This window comes from Polaribacter gangjinensis, assembly GCF_038024125.1.
GTDB classification, from domain to species: Bacteria; Bacteroidota; Bacteroidia; order Flavobacteriales; family Flavobacteriaceae; genus Polaribacter; species Polaribacter gangjinensis.
The window spans coordinates 1,765,907-1,786,242 of sequence record NZ_CP150662.1; the positions used below are offsets into that span (position 1 = coordinate 1,765,907).

Below are 20,336 nucleotides of genomic sequence, written 5' to 3' on the forward strand. Positions count from 1 at the left end.
TGATCATTGATTCATCATTTTTTAACGTTTTATTTACCTTTAAAAAGTTCCCCAGTTTTTTAATTCCTCTTCACTCCATAAATAGGGATAAAAAATTCTTCGTTGGTATTTTGGATGCATGTATTTTCGCCAACTGCTGCCTCCTGTAGCTTCTAAATCTTTGTCATTTCCACCCAAATATTTTGCTGCTGCGTTATAATGTGCCATCACCCATTTAACATTTACAGTGTAATCATAATGACGCATTGCTTTTATCAAACTTTCATTTTGCTGGACTTCTTTGGGCAATTGCTTGAACTTTTTTGACAAGTTAATGTCATTATAATCTTCCATAAAATCGATAAAATCTCCTAAATACTTTTCTTCAAAAAGATTTAATAAGGTTGATTTTTGTCCTGTTGTGTAATTTTTTCCAGCAGCTTGCCAATACAAGTGATTGTATGCATTTTTAAAAGAAGAGTTTCTGTCAATTGTTTCTCTATAACGTGCATCAATCAAATTGATTAATTCTGTAGATGCAAATTCAATTTTACGATATTGCGCACTTTGAAAACCGCTTGCAGGTGTTAGTGTATTTCTAAATTTTAAATATTGTTCAGGCTCCATTCCATCCGCCATTACTGAAAAAGAACTGCATAACATATCAAAGTAACGACTGATTCTTTGCAAATGCATTGTGAATTTATCCGCAGAAATTTCATCAGATTTTGCTACTTGATCAATTTCCCACAACACCATTTTAAACAACAATTCGTTAACTTGATGATACATGATAAATACCATTTCATCAGGTTGTGTGGTTCTTGGCGTTTGCAAACCTAGCAAAGCATCTGTTTGGATATAATCCCAATATGTAATTGGTGTACTCCACAATAAACCTTCTAACATGGCATCAACAGGAACTCCTAATTCGTTGTATTTTTCTTCAATAGCTTTTAAAATTTCGTCTTTATTCATTTTTTGGGCTGATGATATCTCAGCAAAGATAGCAGAAAAGAGTGAAGTTAAATAAAGTTGATTGAAAGAGCTTACGTTATGAATTAGAAAAAAAATCCAACAAAATCATAAAGACTTTGCAGGATTAATATTATTAAAAGTTAAAAACTTTGAACTAAAAACTTCTAAAGTGTTCCTCTTTTGGCTTGTTCTCTTTCAATAGACTCGAATAATGCTTTGAAATTTCCTGCACCAAAGCCTTTTGCTCCCATTCTTTGGATGATTTCAAAAAATAAGGTTGGTCTGTCTTCAACTGGTTTTGTAAAAATTTGAAGCAAATAGCCTTCTTCGTCAGCATCAATCATGATTCCGAGTGCTTTTAGTTTTTCAATATCTTCTTTCAATTCATGACTAAAAGTCTCCAATCTTCCTGGCACAGCTTTATAATATGCTTCAGGTGGTGTTGATAAAAATTCCACCCCATTAGCTCTTAATTGCGTGACTGTTTTGATGATGTCATCTGTTGCAACTGCAATATGCTGAACTCCTGCACCTTCATAAAAGTCTAAATATTCTTCAATTTGCGAGCGTTTTTTACCTTCTGCTGGTTCATTGATTGGAAATTTGATACGACCATTTCCATTAGACATTACTTTACTCATCAAAGCAGAATATTCCGTGTGAATTTGCTTGTCATCAAATGATAAAAAGTTTTCAAATCCCATTACCTTTTCATACCATTCTACCCAAACATTCATTTGATTCCAACCTACATTCCCAACCATATGATCAATGAATTTTAACCCTGCTGTTGGTGGATTGTAATCAGATTCCCATTTTTGAAAACCTGGCAAAAAAGCACCTTTATAGTTTTTGCGTTCCACAAAAAGATGCACAGTCTCACCATAGGTATAAATTCCAGAACGAACTACTTCACCAAATTCGTCTTTTTCAACAGTTGGTTCCATGTAAGATTTTGCACCTCTTGAAGTGGTTTCTTCATACGCTTTTTTAGCATCTTCTACCCAAAGTGCTATGACTTTTACGCCATCGCCATGTTTTGTAATATGTTCATTGATAGGTGATTTACTGCTTAAAGGTGTTGTTAAAACTAGCTTGATTTTATCTTGTTTCAACACATAACTCACAGATTCTTTTGAACCTGTTTCTAAACCTTTGTAGGCATGAGATTGAAAACCAAAAGCAGTTTTGTAAAAATGAGCTGCTTGTTTGGCATTACCAACATAAAATTCTACATAATCTGTACCTAATAATGGCAGGAAATCTTGCGCTCCTGAAAATATTTTTTCTAAACCGTAGTTGACTGATTGTATTTCCGATTTTTTCATTTTTAAAGCCCATCCTAGCCTTCCCAAAGAGAAGGAACTCCTAACTGGGTATTTGGAGTTTTAGTTTTTGTAAATTTAAAAGTTTGCAAATAAACACTTCATTTTTTAATGAAAATTAACTTGCAAACAAACTTAGCCCTGATTGAAGCGGCATCCTTTTTTGCCATGAAAAGCAAAAAAGATATAGCGAAAAGCAGGAAATAGCTTCTAATAATTATTATTTAAACGAACTTTTTATAACCACGATTGATAATAGGTTTCATCAGCAATTTTCATAGCTTCATCAGTAACCATCAAAGGTTTGAATGTATCTACCATTACTGCCAATTCTTCGGTTGATGTTTTTCCAATACTTCGTTCTGTGGCTCCTGGATGTGGACCATGTGGAATTCCTGCTGGATGCAAAGAAATATGACCTGCTTCAATATCATTTCTGCTCATAAAATCGCCATCAACATAATACAAAACCTCATCAGAATCTATATTGCTATGATTATATGGTGCAGGAATTGACTGTGGATGATAATCGTACAAACGAGGCACAAAACTACAAATTACAAAAGCCTTTGTTTCAAAAGTTTGATGTACTGGTGGTGGTTGATGAATTCTTCCTGTAATGGGCTCAAAATCGTGAATTGAAAATGCATACGGATAATTATAGCCATCATAACCAACCACATCAAAAGGATGAGAAGCATAAACCATTTCTATAATTTCACCTTGTTTTTTTACCTTGATAATAAAATCTCCTAATTCGTTATTAGTTTCTAATTCATAAGGTCTTCTGATGTCGCGTTCGCAAAAAGGAGAATGCTCTAACAATTGACCAAACCAATTTCGATAACGTTTTGGCGTATAAACTGGATGATACGATTCCACAATAAAAAGTCGATTATTTTCATCATCAAAATCGAGTTTGTAAATAATTCCACGTGGAATTACCAAATAATCTCCGTATTTAAAATCGATATTTCCTAAATGTGTTCTTAATTTTCCTGAACCTTTGTGGATGAAAATTACTTCATCAGCATCTGTGTTTTTGTAAAAATATTCAGAAGTTGATTTTTTTGGAGCTGCTAAAATGATATTACAATCAGAATTGGTCAACACCACTTTTCTGCTATCTAAATAATCATTTTCCGGAGCAATTTGAAATCCACGAAGTCTGTAAGATTGAATATTATTTGCTTTGGCAATTTTTGGCGCAATTGAATATTGTTTGCGAATTTCTTTGACCATTGTTGGTCTTTGTTCGTGATAACTATTGGTTGACATTCCGTCAAAACCAATGGTACCAAACAATTGTTCGTAATATAAACTGCCGTCTTTTTTACGAAATTGCGTGTGTCTTTTGGGTGGAATTTTTCCTAATTGATGGTAAAAAGGCATTGTTTTATTTTTTATTCAAAAGATTAAAAAACTAATTATTTCAATCGATTTCGTAATTCATACAAAGGTATAAAAAGTAATCTATGTTTTCGCTTTTTTAAAAATGAAAATGCTTACTCAATTGCTTTTACAACTTGTTTTGGAGCTTCTTTTCTTGTGCCATCAAAACCATCAACTCCACCAACTGTAGTGTATTTCATTACATACTTTCTGTCGGGAAAAATTCGTTGGTAAGCACTTTGACACATTAATGTAGCTTCGTGAAATCCGCATAAAATCAATTTTAATTTCCCAGGATAAGTATTCACATCGCCAATGGCATAAATACCTGGAATATTAGTTTGATAATCCAACGCATTGTTCACTTTAATTGCATTTTTTTCGATTTCTAAACCCCAATTCGCAATCGGACCCAATTTTGGTGACAACCCAAAAAGCGGAATAAAATGATCTGTTTCTAATTGAAAAGGTGTTTCTCCATCTTTTGTAATCGTAACAGCTTCAACTTTTTCATTTCCTGTAATTCCAGTAACTTCAGCAGGAGTAATGAGTTTTATTTTTCCTACATTTTTTAATTCTTGTACTTTTTCAACAGAATCTAAAGCACCTCTAAATTCATTTCTTCTATGGATTAATGTAACTTCGGAAGCAACATTTGTTAAAAATATTGACCAATCTAAAGCAGAATCTCCACCTCCAGAAATAACCACTTTTTTATTGCGATACAATTCTGGGTCTCTAATGATGTATTCTACACCTTTGTCTTCAAAATCGGCAATGTTATCAATTAGTGGTTTTCTAGGTTCAAAACTCCCTAAACCACCAGCAATAGCAACAACTTTTGCGTGATGTTTAGTGCCTTTATTGGTTGTTACAATAAAGGTTTCATCTGCTTGTTTTTCTATGGTTTCAGCACGTTCACCCAAAGTAAACCCTGGTTTAAATTGCTTGATTTGCTCCATCAATTTATCAGTCAAATCACCTGCTAAAATTTCAGGATATGCAGGAATATCATAAATAGGTTTTTTGGGATAAATCTCAGAACATTGTCCTCCAGGTTGTGGCAATGCGTCAATTAAATGACAACGTAATTTGAGCAATCCTGCTTCAAAAACCGTGAATAATCCTGTTGGGCCTGCACCTATTATTAAAATATCTGTTGTAATCATTTTTTAAAATTTGCTTTTAGTTTGTTGCTTTTGACTTTTAGCAAAAAACTAATAACTACAAAGGGATAAGTTACACCACATTAATTACCTCTTTAATTTGAGGTACATACTTTTTAATTGTGGCTTCTACTCCATTTTTTAATGTCATTTGGTTTACTGAACAACCTGTACAAGCACCTTCTAATTGAACTTTTACAATAAAATCTTCAATAGATAGCAATTTGATGTTTCCTCCATCACTCATTAAAAAAGGACGGATTTCATCCAACGCTTTTTCAACATTTACAATTGTTTCTTCTGTTGTCATACTTATTTTTTTACAGCGCTACAACCACTCATTGTAGTAATTCTTACAACTTCTGTTGGTGGTAAACTTTCGTTTCTAATCAATAATTGTGAAAGCATTTCTTTCGTGATTTCTTTAAAAGAATTTTCTAAAATTGTTCCTTCTTGCAATGCCACTGGATGTCCAACATCACCTGCTTCTCTGATGCTTTGTACTAAAGGAATTTCTCCTAAAAAAGCAGTGTGAATGTCTTCAGCCAAATGTTTTGCACCATCTTTACCAAAAATATAATATTTATTATTTGGCAATTCTGCTGGTGTAAAATACGCCATATTTTCAATGATTCCTAACACAGGAACATTGATGCTTTCTTGCTGAAACATGGCAACTCCTTTTTTAGCATCTGCCAAAGCAATATTTTGTGGCGTACTTACCACAACTGCTCCATTTATAGGCAAAGATTGTACAATTGACAAATGTACATCACCTGTTCCTGGAGGTAAATCTATCAATAAGAAATCTATTTCTCCCCAATCTGCATCAAAAATCAATTGTTTTAAAGCTTTTGACGCCATAGGTCCTCTCCAAATTACAGCTTGATCTGGATTTGTAAAAAATCCTAAAGACAATAATTTTACGCCGTAATTTTCGATTGGTTTCATTTTCGAACGCCCATCAACATTGACAGATAAAGGTCTTGCTTTTTCTACATCAAACATTAAATGTTGTGAAGGTCCATATACATCAGCATCTAAAACACCCACATTAAATCCCATTTTTGCCAATGAAATTGCTGTATTTGCTGTAATGGTAGATTTTCCTACACCACCTTTTCCAGAGGCAATTGCAATGATATTTTTGATATTTGGAATTTCTTTTCCTCGGATTTGATTCGGATTTTCTTGAACAACTGGTTTTTCAACAGCCACATTCACTTTTACATCAATTTTTGGATGCACATGCTGATGAATGGCTTTCATGATTTCAACTTCAACCTTCTTTTTAGCTTGTAAAGAAGGATTGCTAATGGTAACATCTACAATTACTTCATCTCCAAAAGTAACAACATTGGTAACATTGTTATTTTCTATCAAACTTTTTCCTTCACCAGGAGCAGTAATTTTCTCTAATGCGTTGTAAATATCTTGTTTTTTAAAACTCATATTTTGTGCTGTTTGCTTTATAGCTTTTGGATATAAAATCCCGTTTTTATCTTTTGCAAAGATACGTTTTCAAGATAAGAAAAGAAAGGGTGTAAATTGTGTTTATTTATAGATTTATAGGTGGATTTTATAAAAGCTCTTTTGATGGATTCCAAAATACTTTTTCGAAGTTTTGAATTTGATTTTCAACGACTTCAATTCCCTCGTTTTCTAATAATTGCTGCATTAAATTAGTGCCATCAAAATGATGCTTTCCTGTTAAAATTCCTTTTCTATTAACCACTCTATGTGCAGGAATTTCATTTGTTTGATGATGTGAATTGTTCATTGCCCATCCAACCATTCTTGCAGAACGTGCAGCACCTAAATACACAGCAATAGCGCCATAACTAGTTACTTTTCCATACGGAATTTGACGTGCAACTTCATACACTTTTTCGAAAAAATTGTCATTTTTGGAGTTGGATGCCATGCGCTAATGAACTATTTAGTTCGTAAATATACGCCAATATTTCAGTTTTATTTTCTAGAAAAACAGTAGTTAAAACTCTTTGATATATGATTGTTTCAAAATCATCAATTTTTTTCCAATGTTTTGAAATTTCATTAGAAGAAAATAAATATCCATGAATTGTTTCTCCGTTTTTATCTAAAATTACGGCAGGAAATCCTTGTGTTTTATGCCATCCTTTTGCATCAAAAAAACCTTTTGTAGTTGCTTTTTGCCAATTTCCAGGAATATTTTTTAACACAAAATCATTTTCTTGTCCTGGAATTAGAGTGCCATAAACAAATAAATGTTCCATGATTTTGGAAAAAAATTAATACTTAAGTCGAAACTGAATATAGGTTATTGGTTTTTTAATTGCCAAATATTGGTTTTCATAAAAAGTCTGGGTTTCAATCACCTCTTTTGGTGAACCCTCATTATGATAAATATTGTGATTTGCGTACAACACTTCATGTCCTTGTCCATGCAACAGACCAAGTGTGTAGCCATGCATAAATTCACTATCGGTTTTTAGATTTACAAATCCGTTTTTATTCAAAATATGATGGTATTTTTTTAAAAACTCAGGATTTGTCATTCTGTGCTTGGTGCGTTTGTATTTGATTTGTGGATCAGGAAATGTTATCCAAATTTCATCGATTTCATTTTCATCAAAAATAAAATCAATCAACTCAATTTGAGTTCTTACAAAAGCAACGTTTGGTAAATTTTCTTCAATGGCAGTTTTGGCTCCTCTCCAAAAACGAGCACCTTTAATGTCAATGCCAATATAGTTTTTAGTCGGATTTTTTTTAGCCAATGCAATGCTATATTCGCCTTTTCCACAACCCAATTCTACAACTATTGGATTGTTATTCTTAAAAAAAGAATGCCATTTGCCTTTGTGAGTAAAGTTATTTAAAACTTCGGCTCTTGTTGGCTGAATGACATTTGAAAAGGTTTCATTTTCTTGAAACCGTTTTAGTTTATTTTTACTTCCCAAGATGAATTTTTAAGCTCTGTCTTCTGTTCCTTCGTCCAAAAATCTCTTAGATTCTTTCATCCAATATGCAAAAAGAATTAATAGCACTACTAAAAATCCCCAGTTTACAGCATTTGAAATCCACCATCCTAACTCTTGAGTAGCCACTTGATTACGAATCCACTCTAATGGAAGAAATAAAAAATCAGTGAACAAACTTCCAATCCATCTAAAAATATTGCCTGCTATCATAACTTATTTATCTTTACGCTTGCAAAAATAACAAAAGAAACAATGCTAGCCAATTTTTTAAACAAATCTAAACCGATAAATTTTATTGGATTGATGATTTTTTTTGCTGTTTGTTTTTTAACACTCAATTTTATTGATTTTTTTAACACTCAATTGAATGTAAATGACTTGTTACAGAAAATAGTTATTTTGTTAATATTCATCTCGATTTTTTTCATTTACAACTTTATTACCAGTAAAAATAATTTGACCTATGACAACTCATTTGGGTTTTATTTTTTTACGCTTTTAATGGGTTGTTTTAGTACAATTGTAGATTATAAAATGCTTTTTTTTACAATTATTTACCTACTTTTTTTGAGAAAAATTTACAGTTTACAGTCTTCAAAAAGGGTTTTGAAAAAATTATTTGATGCAGGTTTCTGGTTAGGAATTTTATGTGTTTTTGAGCCAAAATTTTTGTTGCTTTTTTTACTGATTTATCTCAGCGCATATTGGCATCAAAAAATAACAATTCATACATTTTCAGTTCCAATCATTGGGTTTTTAACACCCGTTTTTTGCTATTTTTCTTACCTATTTTGGTATGGAAATCAGGAGATTTTAACTTCAATGTTCTTGAAAGGATTCTCTTTTAAAATGTCATTTTTTACTGAAGAAAAAGAACGAATTTTTATGATGAGTTTGTTAATCATCACTTTTTTTGCCGCATTTTTAAAATCGAGTAAAGCACTTTTAATCAACAATACCTTTAGAAGAAGTTGGAGTTTACTATTGATAAATTTCTTGGTTGTTTTATCACTTTTCTTTTTTGAAAATGACTCAAAAAATACAGAAACTTTATTTTTGGTTTTTCCAATTTCATTGATTTTAGCAAATGGACTTGAACTGGTTAAAAAAAGAATTTTGATACATATTTTTCTGTATCTTTTTTTATTTGGCTGTTCAGCTTATTTAATTTTTCTATAATTTACTGCCAAAAGCCAAATCGCCAGCATCTCCTAAACCAGGGACAATATAGCCTTTTTCATTCAGTTGATCATCAATTGTGGCAATCCATAAATGAGTATTTTCTGGAAAATGTTTTTCTACAAAACGAATGCCTTCTTGAGCACCAATTACAGAAACTATATGAGTTTCTTTCGGATTTCCTAATTTCCTTAACGCTTCAAAAACAGCAACTAATGATTGACCTGTTGCCAACATTGGATCTGCCAACAGCATTATTTTGCCTTCTAAATTTGGTGATGCAACATATTCAACCACAATATCAAAATGTTCATCATTATTTGGATGATGCCTGTAAGCCGAAATAAATGCATTTTCTGCTTTGTCAAAATAGTTTAACAAACCTTGATGCAAAGGCAATCCTGCTCTAAGAATGGAACAAACAACAATAGCATCTGACAATAAATGCATGTTTTTAGTCGCTAAAGGAGTCTCTACAAAACCTTCATGAAATGAAAGTGATTTGCTGAGTTCATAGGCCAAAATTTCTCCAATTCGTTCTATATTTCTGCGAAAACGCATGCTATCTTTTTGAATTTTTTGATCTCTAATTTCTGATAAAAACGTGTTTAAAACAGAGTTGTTTTGGGCTAAATGGTGTATTTTCATTTCTATTGAGTGATGAATTAAAAATCTAAGTTACAACTATAAAAATTAATTTAAAAAAATCTGTTGAAAAGGAATCCAAATACAATTTTTTAAAAAAAATTATATCAACTTTGTACGTCGATTTTTTATCATGAAACCAAGAACTTTAGCCCTTGTAGCTGTTTCAATTGCAACCTTGATTTATGGGTTAAATTTTACAATTGCAAAAGACGTAATGCCTTTATACGTAAAACCTTATGGATTGATTTTGCTAAGAGTTAGTGGTGCAACAATGGTTTTTTGGTTTCTAGGATTATTTGTTAAAAGCAAAAAAATTGATGCCGTAGATTTAAAAAAAATTGCAATTGCCGCATTTTTTGGAGTTGGCTTAAACATGCTTACCTTTTTTAAAGGGTTGAGCATTACTTCTCCTATAAGTGCATCAGTAATGATGGTAACTTCACCCATTTTAGTACTTTTATTTTCAAGTTTACTATTAAAAGAACCATTAAAAAAACTAAAAATTATTGGAGTAGTAATTGGTTTGATTGGAACACTTATTTTAATTGTTTACGGAAATTCTTCAGATGAAAATGGAAACAACTCTGCATTTGGGAACTTTTTAGTTTTTGTAAATGCAGCCTCTTATGGACTGTATTTGGTTTTAGTTAAAAAAATAATTGCTAAATATCATCCAATTGTATTTGTAAAATGGCTTTATTTGTTTGGATTGTTTTATGTAATCCCTTTTGGATATTACGAATTGAATCAAGTTTCATGGCAAGAAATGCCAGTAAATATCTACTTAAAAGTGGGTTTTGTCGTTTTATTTACAACTTGTATTACCTATCTTTTTAACCTTTTCGCACTCACTAAATTAAAGCCAACTTCAGTAGGTGTGTTTATTTATTTACAGCCTGTAATTGCAACGATTTATGCATTAATTGCAGGAAGCGATTCGTTAAATTTTGTAAAAATTAGTGCTACTTGTATCATATTTTTTGGCGTTTATTTAGTAACTAAACAAGTCAAAGAATCCTCAAAATAAAAAAGTATCTTTGCGATTCATTTTAAAAACGATTGTATGATTCAATCCATGACTGGCTATGGAAAATCGGTGTTGCAACTGCCCACCAAAAAGGTTACCATAGAAATTAAATCTTTGAATAGCAAAAGCCTTGATTTAAATGTGCGAATTCCTTCTTATTACAAAGAAAAAGAGTTGGATGTTCGTAAAAAATTGGCGAATGAACTCATCAGAGGAAAAATTGACTTTGCCATTTTTGTAGAGATGACTGCTGATGAAACTGCTACTGTTATAAATCCTGGAGTGGTGAAAAACTACATGCAACAACTCAAAAACATTGTTCATACAACTGATGAAAATGAATTGGACTTGCTAAAAATGGCAATTCAAATGCCTGATGCCTTAAAAACAGAACGTGAAGAATTGGATGAAAATGAGTGGGAACTCATCAACACCACTGTTGATGAAGCAATCAAAGAAATTATTCAATACAGAATTGATGAAGCTGCTGCTTTGGAAGACGATTTTAGAACGCGCATTTTGAATATCAAAAATTATTTAGAGGAAGTAAAATCATTTGATAATGAACGCATTACAAATGTAAAAGAACGTTTACGAAAATCAATTGACGATTTAAAAGTTACTGTTGATGAAAATCGTTTTGAACAAGAATTGATTTACTATTTAGAAAAATTAGACATCAATGAAGAAAAAGTTCGTTTAGAAAATCATTTGAATTATTTTTTACAAACCTTAGAAACTGAAGATTCTAATGGAAAAAAATTAGGATTTATCGTGCAAGAAATGGGAAGAGAAATAAATACCACTGGTTCAAAAGCAAATTTTGCACCCATGCAAAAAGCAGTGATTCAAATGAAAAATGAATTGGAACAAATCAAAGAACAAATTTTAAATATTCTCTAAGTTTTGCTTAGAACAAGCTGAACTCGTTTCAGCTTTTCATTATTAATAAAAAGATTCTGAAATAAATTCAGAATGACAAAAATTAAAAATTTATGTCAGATTTTAAAGGAAAATTATTCGTCTTTTCTGCACCTTCTGGTTCTGGAAAAACAACTATTGTACGTCATTTATTAAAACAAGAGCGTTTTGGATTGGAATTTTCGATTTCAGCAACATCAAGAGAACCTAGAAGTCAAGAAAAAGACGGAGTTGATTATTATTTTATTTCACTTAAAGAATTCAAAAATAAAATCAAAAATGACGAATTTTTAGAGTGGGAAGAAGTCTATAGAGATAATTTTTATGGTACTTTAAAAGCGGAAGTTGAGCGAATTTGGGCATTAAAAAAACACGTAATTTTTGATATTGATGTGGTTGGAGGTTTGCGAATCAAAAAGAAATTTCCTGAGCAAACATTGGCAGTTTTTGTAAAACCACCCAGTGTTGATGAGCTGAAAATTCGCTTGAAAAAAAGAAGTACTGAAAGCGAAGACAAAATCAATATGCGCATTGCAAAAGCATCTATTGAATTAGCAACTGCGCCTCAATTTGATAAAATCATCAAAAATTATGATTTAGAAATTGCGCTGAAAGAAGCTGAAAATTTGGTAGCAGAATTTTTGAAATTGAATGAGAATTAAAGAATAAAGAAACAAGAAAATAGAGTCAAAAAAAGGGCTAAAAAGTCTCTTTTCTTTCCTCTTTTTTCTATTATCTTTTTTAAAATGAGTAAAATTGGTTTGTATTTTGGAACATTCAATCCCATTCATGTGGGGCATTTGATTATTGCCAATCATTTGGTTGAATATTCGGATTTGGATGAAATTTGGATGGTGGTAACGCCTCACAATCCTTTTAAAAATAAGAGTTCTTTGCTCGAAAATCACCATCGTTTTGAATTGGTTTACAGAGCCACAGAACAGTATCCAAAAATTAAACCTTCGGATATTGAGTTTAAATTACCACAACCCAATTATACGGTTTTTACCTTGGCTCACATTTCAGAAAATTATCCAAATCATCAATTTTCATTGATTATGGGTGAAGATAATTTGCAAAGTTTTCACAAATGGAAAAACCATGAGACCATTTTAGAAAACCATGATATTTATGTGTATCCAAGAATTTCTGAAGAAAAACAGTCACATCAATTTGAAAATCATCCAAAAATTCATTTGGTTGATGCGCCAATTATCGAAATTTCATCAACTATGATTCGAAACGGAATTAAACATCAAAAAAATGTACAACCATTGCTGTCAAAAGAAGTTTGGGAATATATTGATGAAATGAATTTTTACAAGAAATAATTCAAAAAATATAGACACTAAATTCACTAAAATTCACGAATTTCAAAATTTTAAAAGAAAATGATTCGTGAAATTTAGATAAACGAATGAGTCAGATTTAGAAATTTTTCATTTTTAATTTGTGTTTATTAGTGAAAATTTGTGTCTATAAAAATCACTTTATAAATTTTTCAAACGCTAAAATTAAAAAGGTTTCGTTGTATATTTGTGACACTAAAGCATTTATTTTTTGAAAAATCAAGCAAAACAAAAAAGGAAACTCAAACAAAAACTGACTCATAAATATAGGTTGGTCATTATGAATGATGAAACTTATGAAGAGAGAATTTCACTGAAACTTTCGGTGTTAAACGTATTTGTTGTTGGAGGTGTTTTTTCATTTTTACTGATTTTTGTGACTACATTTTTCATCACTTTTACACCAATAAAAGAATTTATTCCAGGTTATGGTTCAACAGAATTACGAATAAAAGCTACAAAATTAACGCTGAAAACAGACTCTTTAAAAAGAAAACTGGCTGTTATTGAAAATTACACTCGATTTTTAGGACCCATTTTATCTGGCAAAATGAAAGGCGAAGAAATTGATACTTTATTAACAGAATCTGGCAGAAAAACAATGAATGACAGCTTATTAAAAGCCTCAAAAATTGATTTAAATTTCAGAGAAAAAATAGAAAGTGAAGATCGTTTTCCAATCATAAATAGTGAAAAATCAGTTGTAAAAGTGGTGTTTTTTGCTCCTTTAAACGGAACAATTTCACAAGGTTTTGATCCTAAAATAAAACATTTTGCAGTGGATATTGTTGCTAAAAAAAACGATCCTGTAAAAGCTACTGCTGATGGAATTGTTGTTTTTTCAGGCTGGACAACCGAAACTGGAAACGTAATCATTTTAAAACACGCTGATGATTATATTTCTGTTTACAAACACAATGGAAATTTATTGAAACAAGAAGGTGATTTTGTAAAATCGGGCGAAGTAATTGCCAATGTTGGTTCTACTGGCGAATATACAACTGGACCTCATTTACATTTTGAAATTTGGAGTGGCGCTTATGCTGTAAATCCAACAAATTTGATTGATTTTAGATAATGAGTATCAAATCTTTATTAGCAATTCCATTTGCAAAAATAGTTACCAAAAACGTGTATCAATGGGCAAATAATCCTCATAAAACACAAGAAAAAGTATTTCAGTATTTATTGAAAAATGCTCGAAAAACTCAATTCGGAATTGATCATGATTTTGAAAATATCCACAATTATGAAGACTTTAAAAAGAAAGTTCCAGTTGTTGATTATGAAGGATTAAAACTCTATGTTGATAAAGTTGTTACAGGAGAAGCTGATGTTTTATGGAAAGGAAAACCTTTGTATTTTGCGAAAACTTCGGGTACAACTTCTGGCGCAAAATACATTCCTATTACTAAAGAATCCATGCCAACTCACATTACAGCTGCAAGAAATGCATTACTTTTTTACATCTCAGAAAAAAATGATGCGAGTTTTGTGGATGGAAAAATGATTTTTCTACAAGGAAGTCCAGTTTTGCAAGAAAAAAACGGCGTAAAATTGGGACGATTAAGCGGAATTGTTGCGCATTATGTACCCAATTATTTACAAAAAAACAGGCTGCCAAGTTGGGAAACCAATTGTATTGAAGATTGGGAAACTAAAGTAAATGCAATTGTTGAGGAAACAATTCATGAGGATATGAGAGTGATCAGTGGAATTCCTTCTTGGGTGCAAATGTATTTTGAAAAATTGGTCGAAAAAACTAAGAAACCAATTTCAGAAATTTTTCCAAATTTTCATTTTTTCATTTATGGTGGTGTCAATTTTGAACCCTATAAAAATAAATTTGAATCCTTGATTGGTAAAAAAATCGAATATATTGAATTGTATCCAGCTTCTGAAGGATTTATTGCTTTTCAAGATTCGCAAAAAGCAACAGGAATGTTGTTGCAACTCAACTCCGGAATTTTTTATGAATTCATTCCTGCAAACGAATTTTTCACTGAAAATCCCACTAGAATTTCATTGAAAGATGTAAAAATGGGCGAAAATTATGTACTTATTTTAAATACTTCAGCCGGACTTTGGGGTTATAATATTGGTGACACTGTTGAGTTTACTTCTTTAAAACCATACAGAATTAAAGTAACAGGACGCATCAAACATTTTATTTCAGCTTTTGGAGAACACGTTATTGGAAAAGAAGTTGAAAAAGCCTTAAATGATGCAATTTCAGGCACAAAAATTACCATTAGTGAGTTTACAGTAGCACCTCAAGTAAATCCAAAAAGTGGATTACCTTATCATGAATGGTTTATTGAATTTGAAAATGAACCTGAAAATTTGGAGGTTTTTGCATCAAAAATTGATACATCCATGCAATCTCAAAACATTTATTATTTTGATTTAATCGAAGGAAAAGTGTTGCGTCCGCTCATTATTCGCAAAGTAAAAAAAGGCGGATTTCATGAATATATGAAATCGATTGGAAAATTTGGAGGGCAAAATAAAATTCCGCAATTGGCTGATCATCGTAAAATTGCTGAGGTTTTAGAAGGATTTTTAATTGAAAATTGAGTTTTTTGAATCATTTCTTCAGAGTATTTTTTAAAAACTTCACTAGTTTAAACCTAAGTTAATGTGTACTTTTACGCCCAAATTAGCATTAGAATCTTTTTTAAATGAGTACAATTAGAATCACCAAACAATTTAGTTTTGAAACAGGACATGCCTTGTATGGCTATGATGGGAAATGTAAAAATGTGCATGGACATTCGTACAAACTATCTGTAACTGTCTCAGGAAAACCAATTTCTGACAATACTAATGTTAAATTCGGAATGGTGATTGACTTTGGAGATTTGAAAAAGATTGTAAAAGAAGAAATTGTTGATATTTTCGATCACGCTACCGTTTTTAATAAAAACACGCCTCATGTAGAATTAGCAGCTGAACTAAAAAACAGAGGACATCACATTATATTAGTTGATTATCAGCCTACTAGCGAAATGATGGTGATTGACTTTGCCAAAAAAATTAAAGACAGATTGCCACAAAATATTCACTTACATTCCATAAAACTACAAGAAACAGATACTAGTTTTGCTGAGTGGTTTGCGAGTGAAAATTAAGCCTTAACTTTCACAGAAATATTCAGCTTAATTTCTTTCAATCTCTTATCAAACTCATTATTTCTTGTTAAGAAAACCGATTCTTTTGAAATACCTAAAAGTGTAGATATCTCAAACGCTAATTCTTTTAAAACACGTTCACGTCTTTTATTTATGGTTATATAATTTTCTTTATCTAAATCTTCAGATAAAATTATATTCAATTCATTTATAGAAATAAAAACATCCTTTTTCTCTATAAAATATTTCAAAACTTTAATGCTTTGTGGAGTCAAGTATATTTTGTTTTTATTGAAATAGATTGTATCTGTGGTGTTATTAAACACAAAATTGTTTTTACTAGCCTGATACTTAGTTATTAAAATTCTAAAAAGAACATATATGGTAATTACCATTACAATTAGTAGTAAGATTTTAAGGATATAAACACCCATTTCATCTTTATAAAAAGTAGACTCGCTAAGTAAATCACCTCTAAATTCTGAGTAAAGCTCGTTAAAAACTAAATATTCGGAGTTAGAATAATAAATATAAGAAACGCTCTTAGACTTTTTATGATATATAATTTTTTTAGTTCCTTTATGATTTTTTATAGCATATTTTTTAACCGAATTTGTAAAAATATTTAATTCCTGAATTGCATCTGTAACTTTGATAAATCTATCCTCAACTTGAAAAATATTCCTTTTAAAAATATCTTCCTCTATGAGTTGAAAATTTAAGTCAAATCTCTTTTCCTTGTGCCAGGAGAAATTTTTTAAATCCAATCGATACACATAATTATCGTCCAAGAATTTACTTTCACTTGGATTTGATTGTGATTTATTTTTACCGCCAAATACATATAAATCTGTTCCTTTATTTATATAATAAGCAAGATATCTTGGTGTAATAATATCTTTTGAAAGTTGTTTTTTCTCCAACCATTCTTTACCTGAAAAATCATAATACGTTAAAATATTTTTAAACGTAAACAACCCATAACCACCCCATAAATACATTGTGTTATCATGAACAAAAGGTATCCCAAAATACTGATTACGATGTTTGAATGAATTGTCTATTCTTGTAAACGTATTGTTTTCGAATTTAAGAACAATGCCACATCCATCATGCACAAAATAATTAACTTGATCAATTTGGTATTGATAGTTATTAAAATCAATGATTAATAAGTCCTCAGGGAAATTTATTTTAAAGTGAGTTTTAAAATCAAAACCTCTTACTGCCATAGAGTCATTATACACTAAAACGGGTTCCCCAGTTTTGGCATCTTCAAACAATAAGTAATTTTCGGTGATTTTAAAATCTTGCTGTCCTAAAAAAGTAAAACTTGAAAATAAAATACATACAATAGTGAAATATTTTTTAAGGGAACTATATTTTTTTTGATTGTCCATTTTCAAATTCTCTTTTTACAATTTAAAACGAAGGGAAGGTACTTAAATTCAAAAAATAAATTTCAAAAAAATATGCGAAACTACGATGTCGCATAATTTTTTAATATTAATCTTCTAAAAAAATGATATTTGTAAAAAACAATGTAGATAATGAATTTTTTAAAGAAATTATTTGAAAAAAGAGTTTCTGATGTTAAAATTGAAGCATCAGAGACTACTTATAAGCCAATGGTAGTAATGGGTCATGATAATCACCCAACGTTACTACTTGAAAATGATTTGATTCTACCGAGAGAAATTGAAATGATAGAAAATTTAAAATATTATCCTAATGGTAAAATTGGAGAGTGGTTATGTGACCCAATTAGTGGGGAAAAATTACCATTCGCATACGAACATAATTATTCACAACAAGCAAAAAGTTAAATTGGGAAAATTAGGAATGAAAAAGAAAACAAAAAGCCTCAAAATTAGAGGCTTTTTCATTTATATAATTTTAATTTTGCTATTATACAATTCACTTACCATTAAAAACATTCATAGTATTTGCCAAACCGTCTGTTGCAAAAGTAAGTACTACTTTTGCTGAGGTTGGCAGTCGTTCAATCAATTGGCTTGTTTCTTCTTTACTCCATTCACCCAATACAAAATCTGCTTGTCTTCCTTTTGGATAATTAGCCCCGACTCCAAACCGAAAACGAGCATAATTATCTGTATTTAATTTTTCTTGAATATCTTTCAATCCATTGTGACCACCAGCAGAACCTTTTGCTTTCACTCTGATTGTTCCAAAATCAATATGAACATCATCCGTTACAACCAACACATTTTCGAGAGCAATATTTTCTTGTTGCATCCAATATTTTAGTGCTTTTCCGCTTAAATTCATAAACGTACTGGGTTTTAAAAGGATGATTTTTTTTCCTTTAAACGTAAACATTGCAATTTCTCCCAACTTTTCAGTAGTAAAGGAAATATCTTGAGAAGTTGCTACTTCATCTAAAATTTTAAATCCAATATTATGACGCGTATTTTCGTACTTAGGGCCAATATTTCCTAAACCCACTATTAAAAATTTTTTCATTAGTACTTCTTTTGATTTTTTATTTGAAGGAAATAAAACAGCAAAAAACTTTTGTAAAATCATGCTTCAAAAATAGGAAAATAAAAAAAGCGTTGCATGTTAGCGCAACGCTTTTCAATTATTTTAAAAGATAATTATTTTTTACCTTCAGCAGCTGCTGCTTTAGATGCATTTCTAGACATTCTTACTTGAGCAACTACAGTGTTGTCTGGGTGTAAGATTGTATATTTTTCATTCTTTAAAGATGTGATATACAATTTATTACCAATTTCTAATTCGGTAATATCAGCTTCAATAAAATCTGGTAAATTCGCTGGTAACGCTTTTACTTTCATTTTACGAACGTTGTGACGTAACGCACCACCAATAGCTACACCTTTTGATTTTCCTACTAAAACTACAGGAATATTCATGGTAATTTCTTTGTCATCAAACAATTGATAAAAATCAATGTGAATGATTTTATCAGAAACTGGATGAAACTGAATGTCTTGTAAAATTGCAGGTATCACTTTTCCATCAATGTCAATACTTGCGGTATAAACATTAGGAGTGTACACTAAGCCTTTAAACGCTTTTTCTTCTGCTGAAAAATGTAGTGGTTGTTCTCCTCCGTAAATAACGCAAGGAACCATTCCAGCATTACGTAAGGCTTTAGACGCTGTCTTGCCCACGCTTTCTCTTTTTGATCCTTTAATTGTAATTGATTTCATTACTTGTTTTTAAATATTTGTTACATTAAAAATTGTCCACTTATTGAGGTATTATCTTGTACTTTGTGCATAACATCCGCGAATAAGGGCGCGCAAGATACAACTTTTATTTTAGATATATTCTTTTTCAATGGAATTGTATCAGAAACTATTAATTCGGTTAATGCAGAATTTTCTATTTTTTCATAAGCATTACCAGAAAGTAAGGCATGTGTACAAACGGCTCTCACACTTTTTGCACCTCTTTCCATCATTAAATTTGCTGCATGCGCAAGTGTTCCTCCTGTATCAATCATATCATCAACCAAAATCACATTTCTACCTTCAACTTCACCAATCAATTCCATATGACCAATAACATTGGCAACTTTACGTTGTTTGTAACAAATAACGACATCAGAAAGTAAATGACTAGAATAAGCATAAGCTCTTTTAGAACCTCCCATATCTGGAGAAGCTATGGTTAGATTCTCTAGATTTAAACTTTTTATATAAGGCAAAAATATGGTTGATGCATACAAATGGTCTACAGGTTTTTCAAAAAATCCTTGAATTTGATCAGCATGTAAATCCATGGTCATAATTCTTGTTGCGCCTGCAGTTTGTAAAAGATTTGCTACTAATTTTGCACCAATAGCTACTCTAGGCTTATCTTTTCGATCTTGTCTTGCCCATCCAAAGTAAGGCATTACTGCAGTTATGTGCCTTGCAGATGCTCTTTTTGCAGCATCTAACATTAATAACATTTCCATTAAATTATCAGAATTTGGAAATGTAGATCCAATGATGAAAACTCTTCTTCCGCGAACAGATTCCTCGAAAGCTGGTTGAAATTCGCCGTCACTAAAGTATGTTGTAATGACATTTCCAAGGGTTGTGTTGTATTCTTTGGCGATTTTTTCGGCCAAATCCATACTTTGCCTGCAAGCAAATAATTTTGGAGCAAGTTGATTTGTAGACATTTAGAGAGTATTTATAGTGTGTAACTGAAAGGAAACAAAAGTAACCAATATTATTCTTCTATGAAATTTATTTTTTCATTTTAAATTCTAAAATATTTACTAGATTTGCAAACTCA

24 protein-coding genes are annotated in these 20,336 nt (G+C 31.0%); 9 read left to right on the forward strand and 15 right to left on the reverse strand.

From position 1 onward, the window contains the following. Positions 1-39 precede the first annotated feature (39 nt). From WHA43_RS07860 to WHA43_RS07905, 10 genes are all read right to left on the reverse strand, one after another. On the reverse strand, positions 40-957 hold the full coding sequence (locus tag WHA43_RS07860; RefSeq protein WP_105046522.1) for a tryptophan 2,3-dioxygenase family protein: 918 nt from the start codon (positions 955-957) through the stop codon (positions 40-42). A 164-nt stretch (positions 958-1,121) separates the two neighbouring features. After that, positions 1,122-2,285, reverse strand: coding sequence for a 4-hydroxyphenylpyruvate dioxygenase (gene hppD, locus WHA43_RS07865; RefSeq protein WP_105046523.1), 1,164 nt, complete (start codon positions 2,283-2,285; stop codon positions 1,122-1,124). A 234-nt stretch (positions 2,286-2,519) separates the two neighbouring features. Beyond that, positions 2,520-3,674, reverse strand: coding sequence for a homogentisate 1,2-dioxygenase (locus WHA43_RS07870; protein WP_105046524.1), 1,155 nt, complete (start codon positions 3,672-3,674; stop codon positions 2,520-2,522). Positions 3,675-3,787: 113 nt separating this feature from the next. Then, the gene (locus tag WHA43_RS07875; RefSeq protein WP_340828132.1) at positions 3,788-4,843 is read right to left on the reverse strand and encodes an NAD(P)/FAD-dependent oxidoreductase; all 1,056 of its coding nucleotides are present in this window, start codon (positions 4,841-4,843) and stop codon (positions 3,788-3,790) included. A gap of 70 nt (positions 4,844-4,913) precedes the next feature. Then, a complete protein-coding gene (locus WHA43_RS07880; protein ID WP_105046525.1) occupies positions 4,914-5,150 on the reverse strand; it encodes a NifU family protein in 237 nt (78 codons plus the stop codon). 2 nt (positions 5,151-5,152) lie between these two features. Beyond that, entirely contained in the window at positions 5,153-6,292 is a 1,140-nt protein-coding gene (locus WHA43_RS07885; protein ID WP_105046526.1) for an Mrp/NBP35 family ATP-binding protein, read from the reverse strand. A gap of 127 nt (positions 6,293-6,419) precedes the next feature. Continuing rightward, positions 6,420-6,764: an MGMT family protein gene (locus WHA43_RS07890; RefSeq protein ID WP_105046527.1), complete on the reverse strand. Its 345-nt coding sequence runs from the start codon at positions 6,762-6,764 to the stop codon at positions 6,420-6,422. Continuing rightward, positions 6,742-7,098, reverse strand: coding sequence for a gamma-glutamylcyclotransferase family protein (locus tag WHA43_RS07895; RefSeq protein WP_105046528.1), 357 nt, complete (start codon positions 7,096-7,098; stop codon positions 6,742-6,744). Before WHA43_RS07895 ends, WHA43_RS07890 begins: the two co-directional genes overlap by 23 nt. Positions 7,099-7,113: 15 nt before the next feature. After that, the gene (gene trmB, locus WHA43_RS07900; protein ID WP_105046529.1) at positions 7,114-7,785 is read right to left on the reverse strand and encodes a tRNA (guanosine(46)-N7)-methyltransferase TrmB; all 672 of its coding nucleotides are present in this window, start codon (positions 7,783-7,785) and stop codon (positions 7,114-7,116) included. 9 nt (positions 7,786-7,794) lie between these two features. After that, entirely contained in the window at positions 7,795-8,016 is a 222-nt protein-coding gene (locus tag WHA43_RS07905) for a DUF6341 family protein (protein WP_105046530.1), read from the reverse strand. A gap of 42 nt (positions 8,017-8,058) precedes the next feature. Here WHA43_RS07905 and WHA43_RS07910 point away from each other — a divergent pair, with 42 nt between their 5' ends. Next, complete coding sequence (locus WHA43_RS07910; RefSeq protein WP_105046531.1) at positions 8,059-8,985, forward strand: DUF6427 family protein; 927 nt, start codon at positions 8,059-8,061, stop codon at positions 8,983-8,985. On the opposite strand, the gene upp is transcribed toward WHA43_RS07910, so the two are convergent. Beyond that, complete coding sequence (gene upp, locus WHA43_RS07915) at positions 8,980-9,633, reverse strand: uracil phosphoribosyltransferase (protein WP_105046532.1); 654 nt, start codon at positions 9,631-9,633, stop codon at positions 8,980-8,982. The genes WHA43_RS07910 and upp overlap by 6 nt on opposite strands. A 130-nt stretch (positions 9,634-9,763) precedes the next feature. Between upp and WHA43_RS07920 the strand changes: the two genes are divergently transcribed. The 7 genes from WHA43_RS07920 to WHA43_RS07950 all read left to right on the forward strand — a co-directional run bounded on the left by WHA43_RS07920 (position 9,764) and on the right by WHA43_RS07950 (position 16,061). Next, on the forward strand, positions 9,764-10,660 hold the full coding sequence (locus tag WHA43_RS07920) for a DMT family transporter (RefSeq protein WP_105046533.1): 897 nt from the start codon (positions 9,764-9,766) through the stop codon (positions 10,658-10,660). Positions 10,661-10,708: 48 nt separating this feature from the next. Next, positions 10,709-11,563 (forward strand): YicC/YloC family endoribonuclease, encoded by an 855-nt coding sequence (locus WHA43_RS07925; RefSeq protein WP_105046534.1) that lies wholly within the window; start codon positions 10,709-10,711, stop codon positions 11,561-11,563. A gap of 92 nt (positions 11,564-11,655) precedes the next feature. Beyond that, the gene (gene gmk, locus WHA43_RS07930) at positions 11,656-12,243 is read left to right on the forward strand and encodes a guanylate kinase (RefSeq protein WP_105046535.1); all 588 of its coding nucleotides are present in this window, start codon (positions 11,656-11,658) and stop codon (positions 12,241-12,243) included. A gap of 84 nt (positions 12,244-12,327) precedes the next feature. Further along, positions 12,328-12,912, forward strand: a complete 585-nt coding sequence (gene nadD / locus WHA43_RS07935) for a nicotinate (nicotinamide) nucleotide adenylyltransferase (protein ID WP_105046536.1) — start codon at positions 12,328-12,330, stop codon at positions 12,910-12,912. Between the two features lie 229 nt (positions 12,913-13,141). Further along, positions 13,142-14,008 carry a M23 family metallopeptidase gene (locus WHA43_RS07940; RefSeq protein WP_105046537.1) on the forward strand — a complete coding sequence of 289 codons (867 nt, stop codon included), beginning with the start codon at positions 13,142-13,144 and terminating at the stop codon, positions 14,006-14,008. After that, positions 14,008-15,507, forward strand: a complete 1,500-nt coding sequence (locus tag WHA43_RS07945; RefSeq protein WP_105046538.1) for a GH3 auxin-responsive promoter family protein — start codon at positions 14,008-14,010, stop codon at positions 15,505-15,507. The genes WHA43_RS07940 and WHA43_RS07945 overlap by 1 nt, the downstream gene beginning before the upstream one ends. 104 nt (positions 15,508-15,611) lie before the next feature. After that, complete coding sequence (locus tag WHA43_RS07950) at positions 15,612-16,061, forward strand: 6-pyruvoyl trahydropterin synthase family protein (protein WP_105046539.1); 450 nt, start codon at positions 15,612-15,614, stop codon at positions 16,059-16,061. On the opposite strand, the gene WHA43_RS07955 is transcribed toward WHA43_RS07950, so the two are convergent. Beyond that, a complete protein-coding gene (locus WHA43_RS07955; RefSeq protein ID WP_105046540.1) occupies positions 16,058-17,461 on the reverse strand; it encodes a hypothetical protein in 1,404 nt (467 codons plus the stop codon). The two genes, WHA43_RS07950 and WHA43_RS07955, sit on opposite strands and share 4 nt — an antisense overlap. A gap of 150 nt (positions 17,462-17,611) precedes the next feature. Here WHA43_RS07955 and WHA43_RS07960 point away from each other — a divergent pair, with 150 nt between their 5' ends. Beyond that, the gene (locus WHA43_RS07960; RefSeq protein ID WP_105046541.1) at positions 17,612-17,887 is read left to right on the forward strand and encodes a hypothetical protein; all 276 of its coding nucleotides are present in this window, start codon (positions 17,612-17,614) and stop codon (positions 17,885-17,887) included. A gap of 91 nt (positions 17,888-17,978) precedes the next feature. On the opposite strand, the gene pth is transcribed toward WHA43_RS07960, so the two are convergent. The 3 genes from pth to WHA43_RS07975 form a co-directional block, all read right to left on the reverse strand. After that, entirely contained in the window at positions 17,979-18,545 is a 567-nt protein-coding gene (gene pth, locus WHA43_RS07965) for an aminoacyl-tRNA hydrolase (RefSeq protein ID WP_105047341.1), read from the reverse strand. 134 nt (positions 18,546-18,679) lie between these two features. Continuing rightward, complete coding sequence (locus WHA43_RS07970) at positions 18,680-19,258, reverse strand: 50S ribosomal protein L25/general stress protein Ctc (RefSeq protein ID WP_105046542.1); 579 nt, start codon at positions 19,256-19,258, stop codon at positions 18,680-18,682. Between the two features lie 20 nt (positions 19,259-19,278). Beyond that, a complete protein-coding gene (locus WHA43_RS07975) occupies positions 19,279-20,220 on the reverse strand; it encodes a ribose-phosphate pyrophosphokinase (protein WP_105046543.1) in 942 nt (313 codons plus the stop codon). Positions 20,221-20,336: the final 116 nt, after the last annotated feature.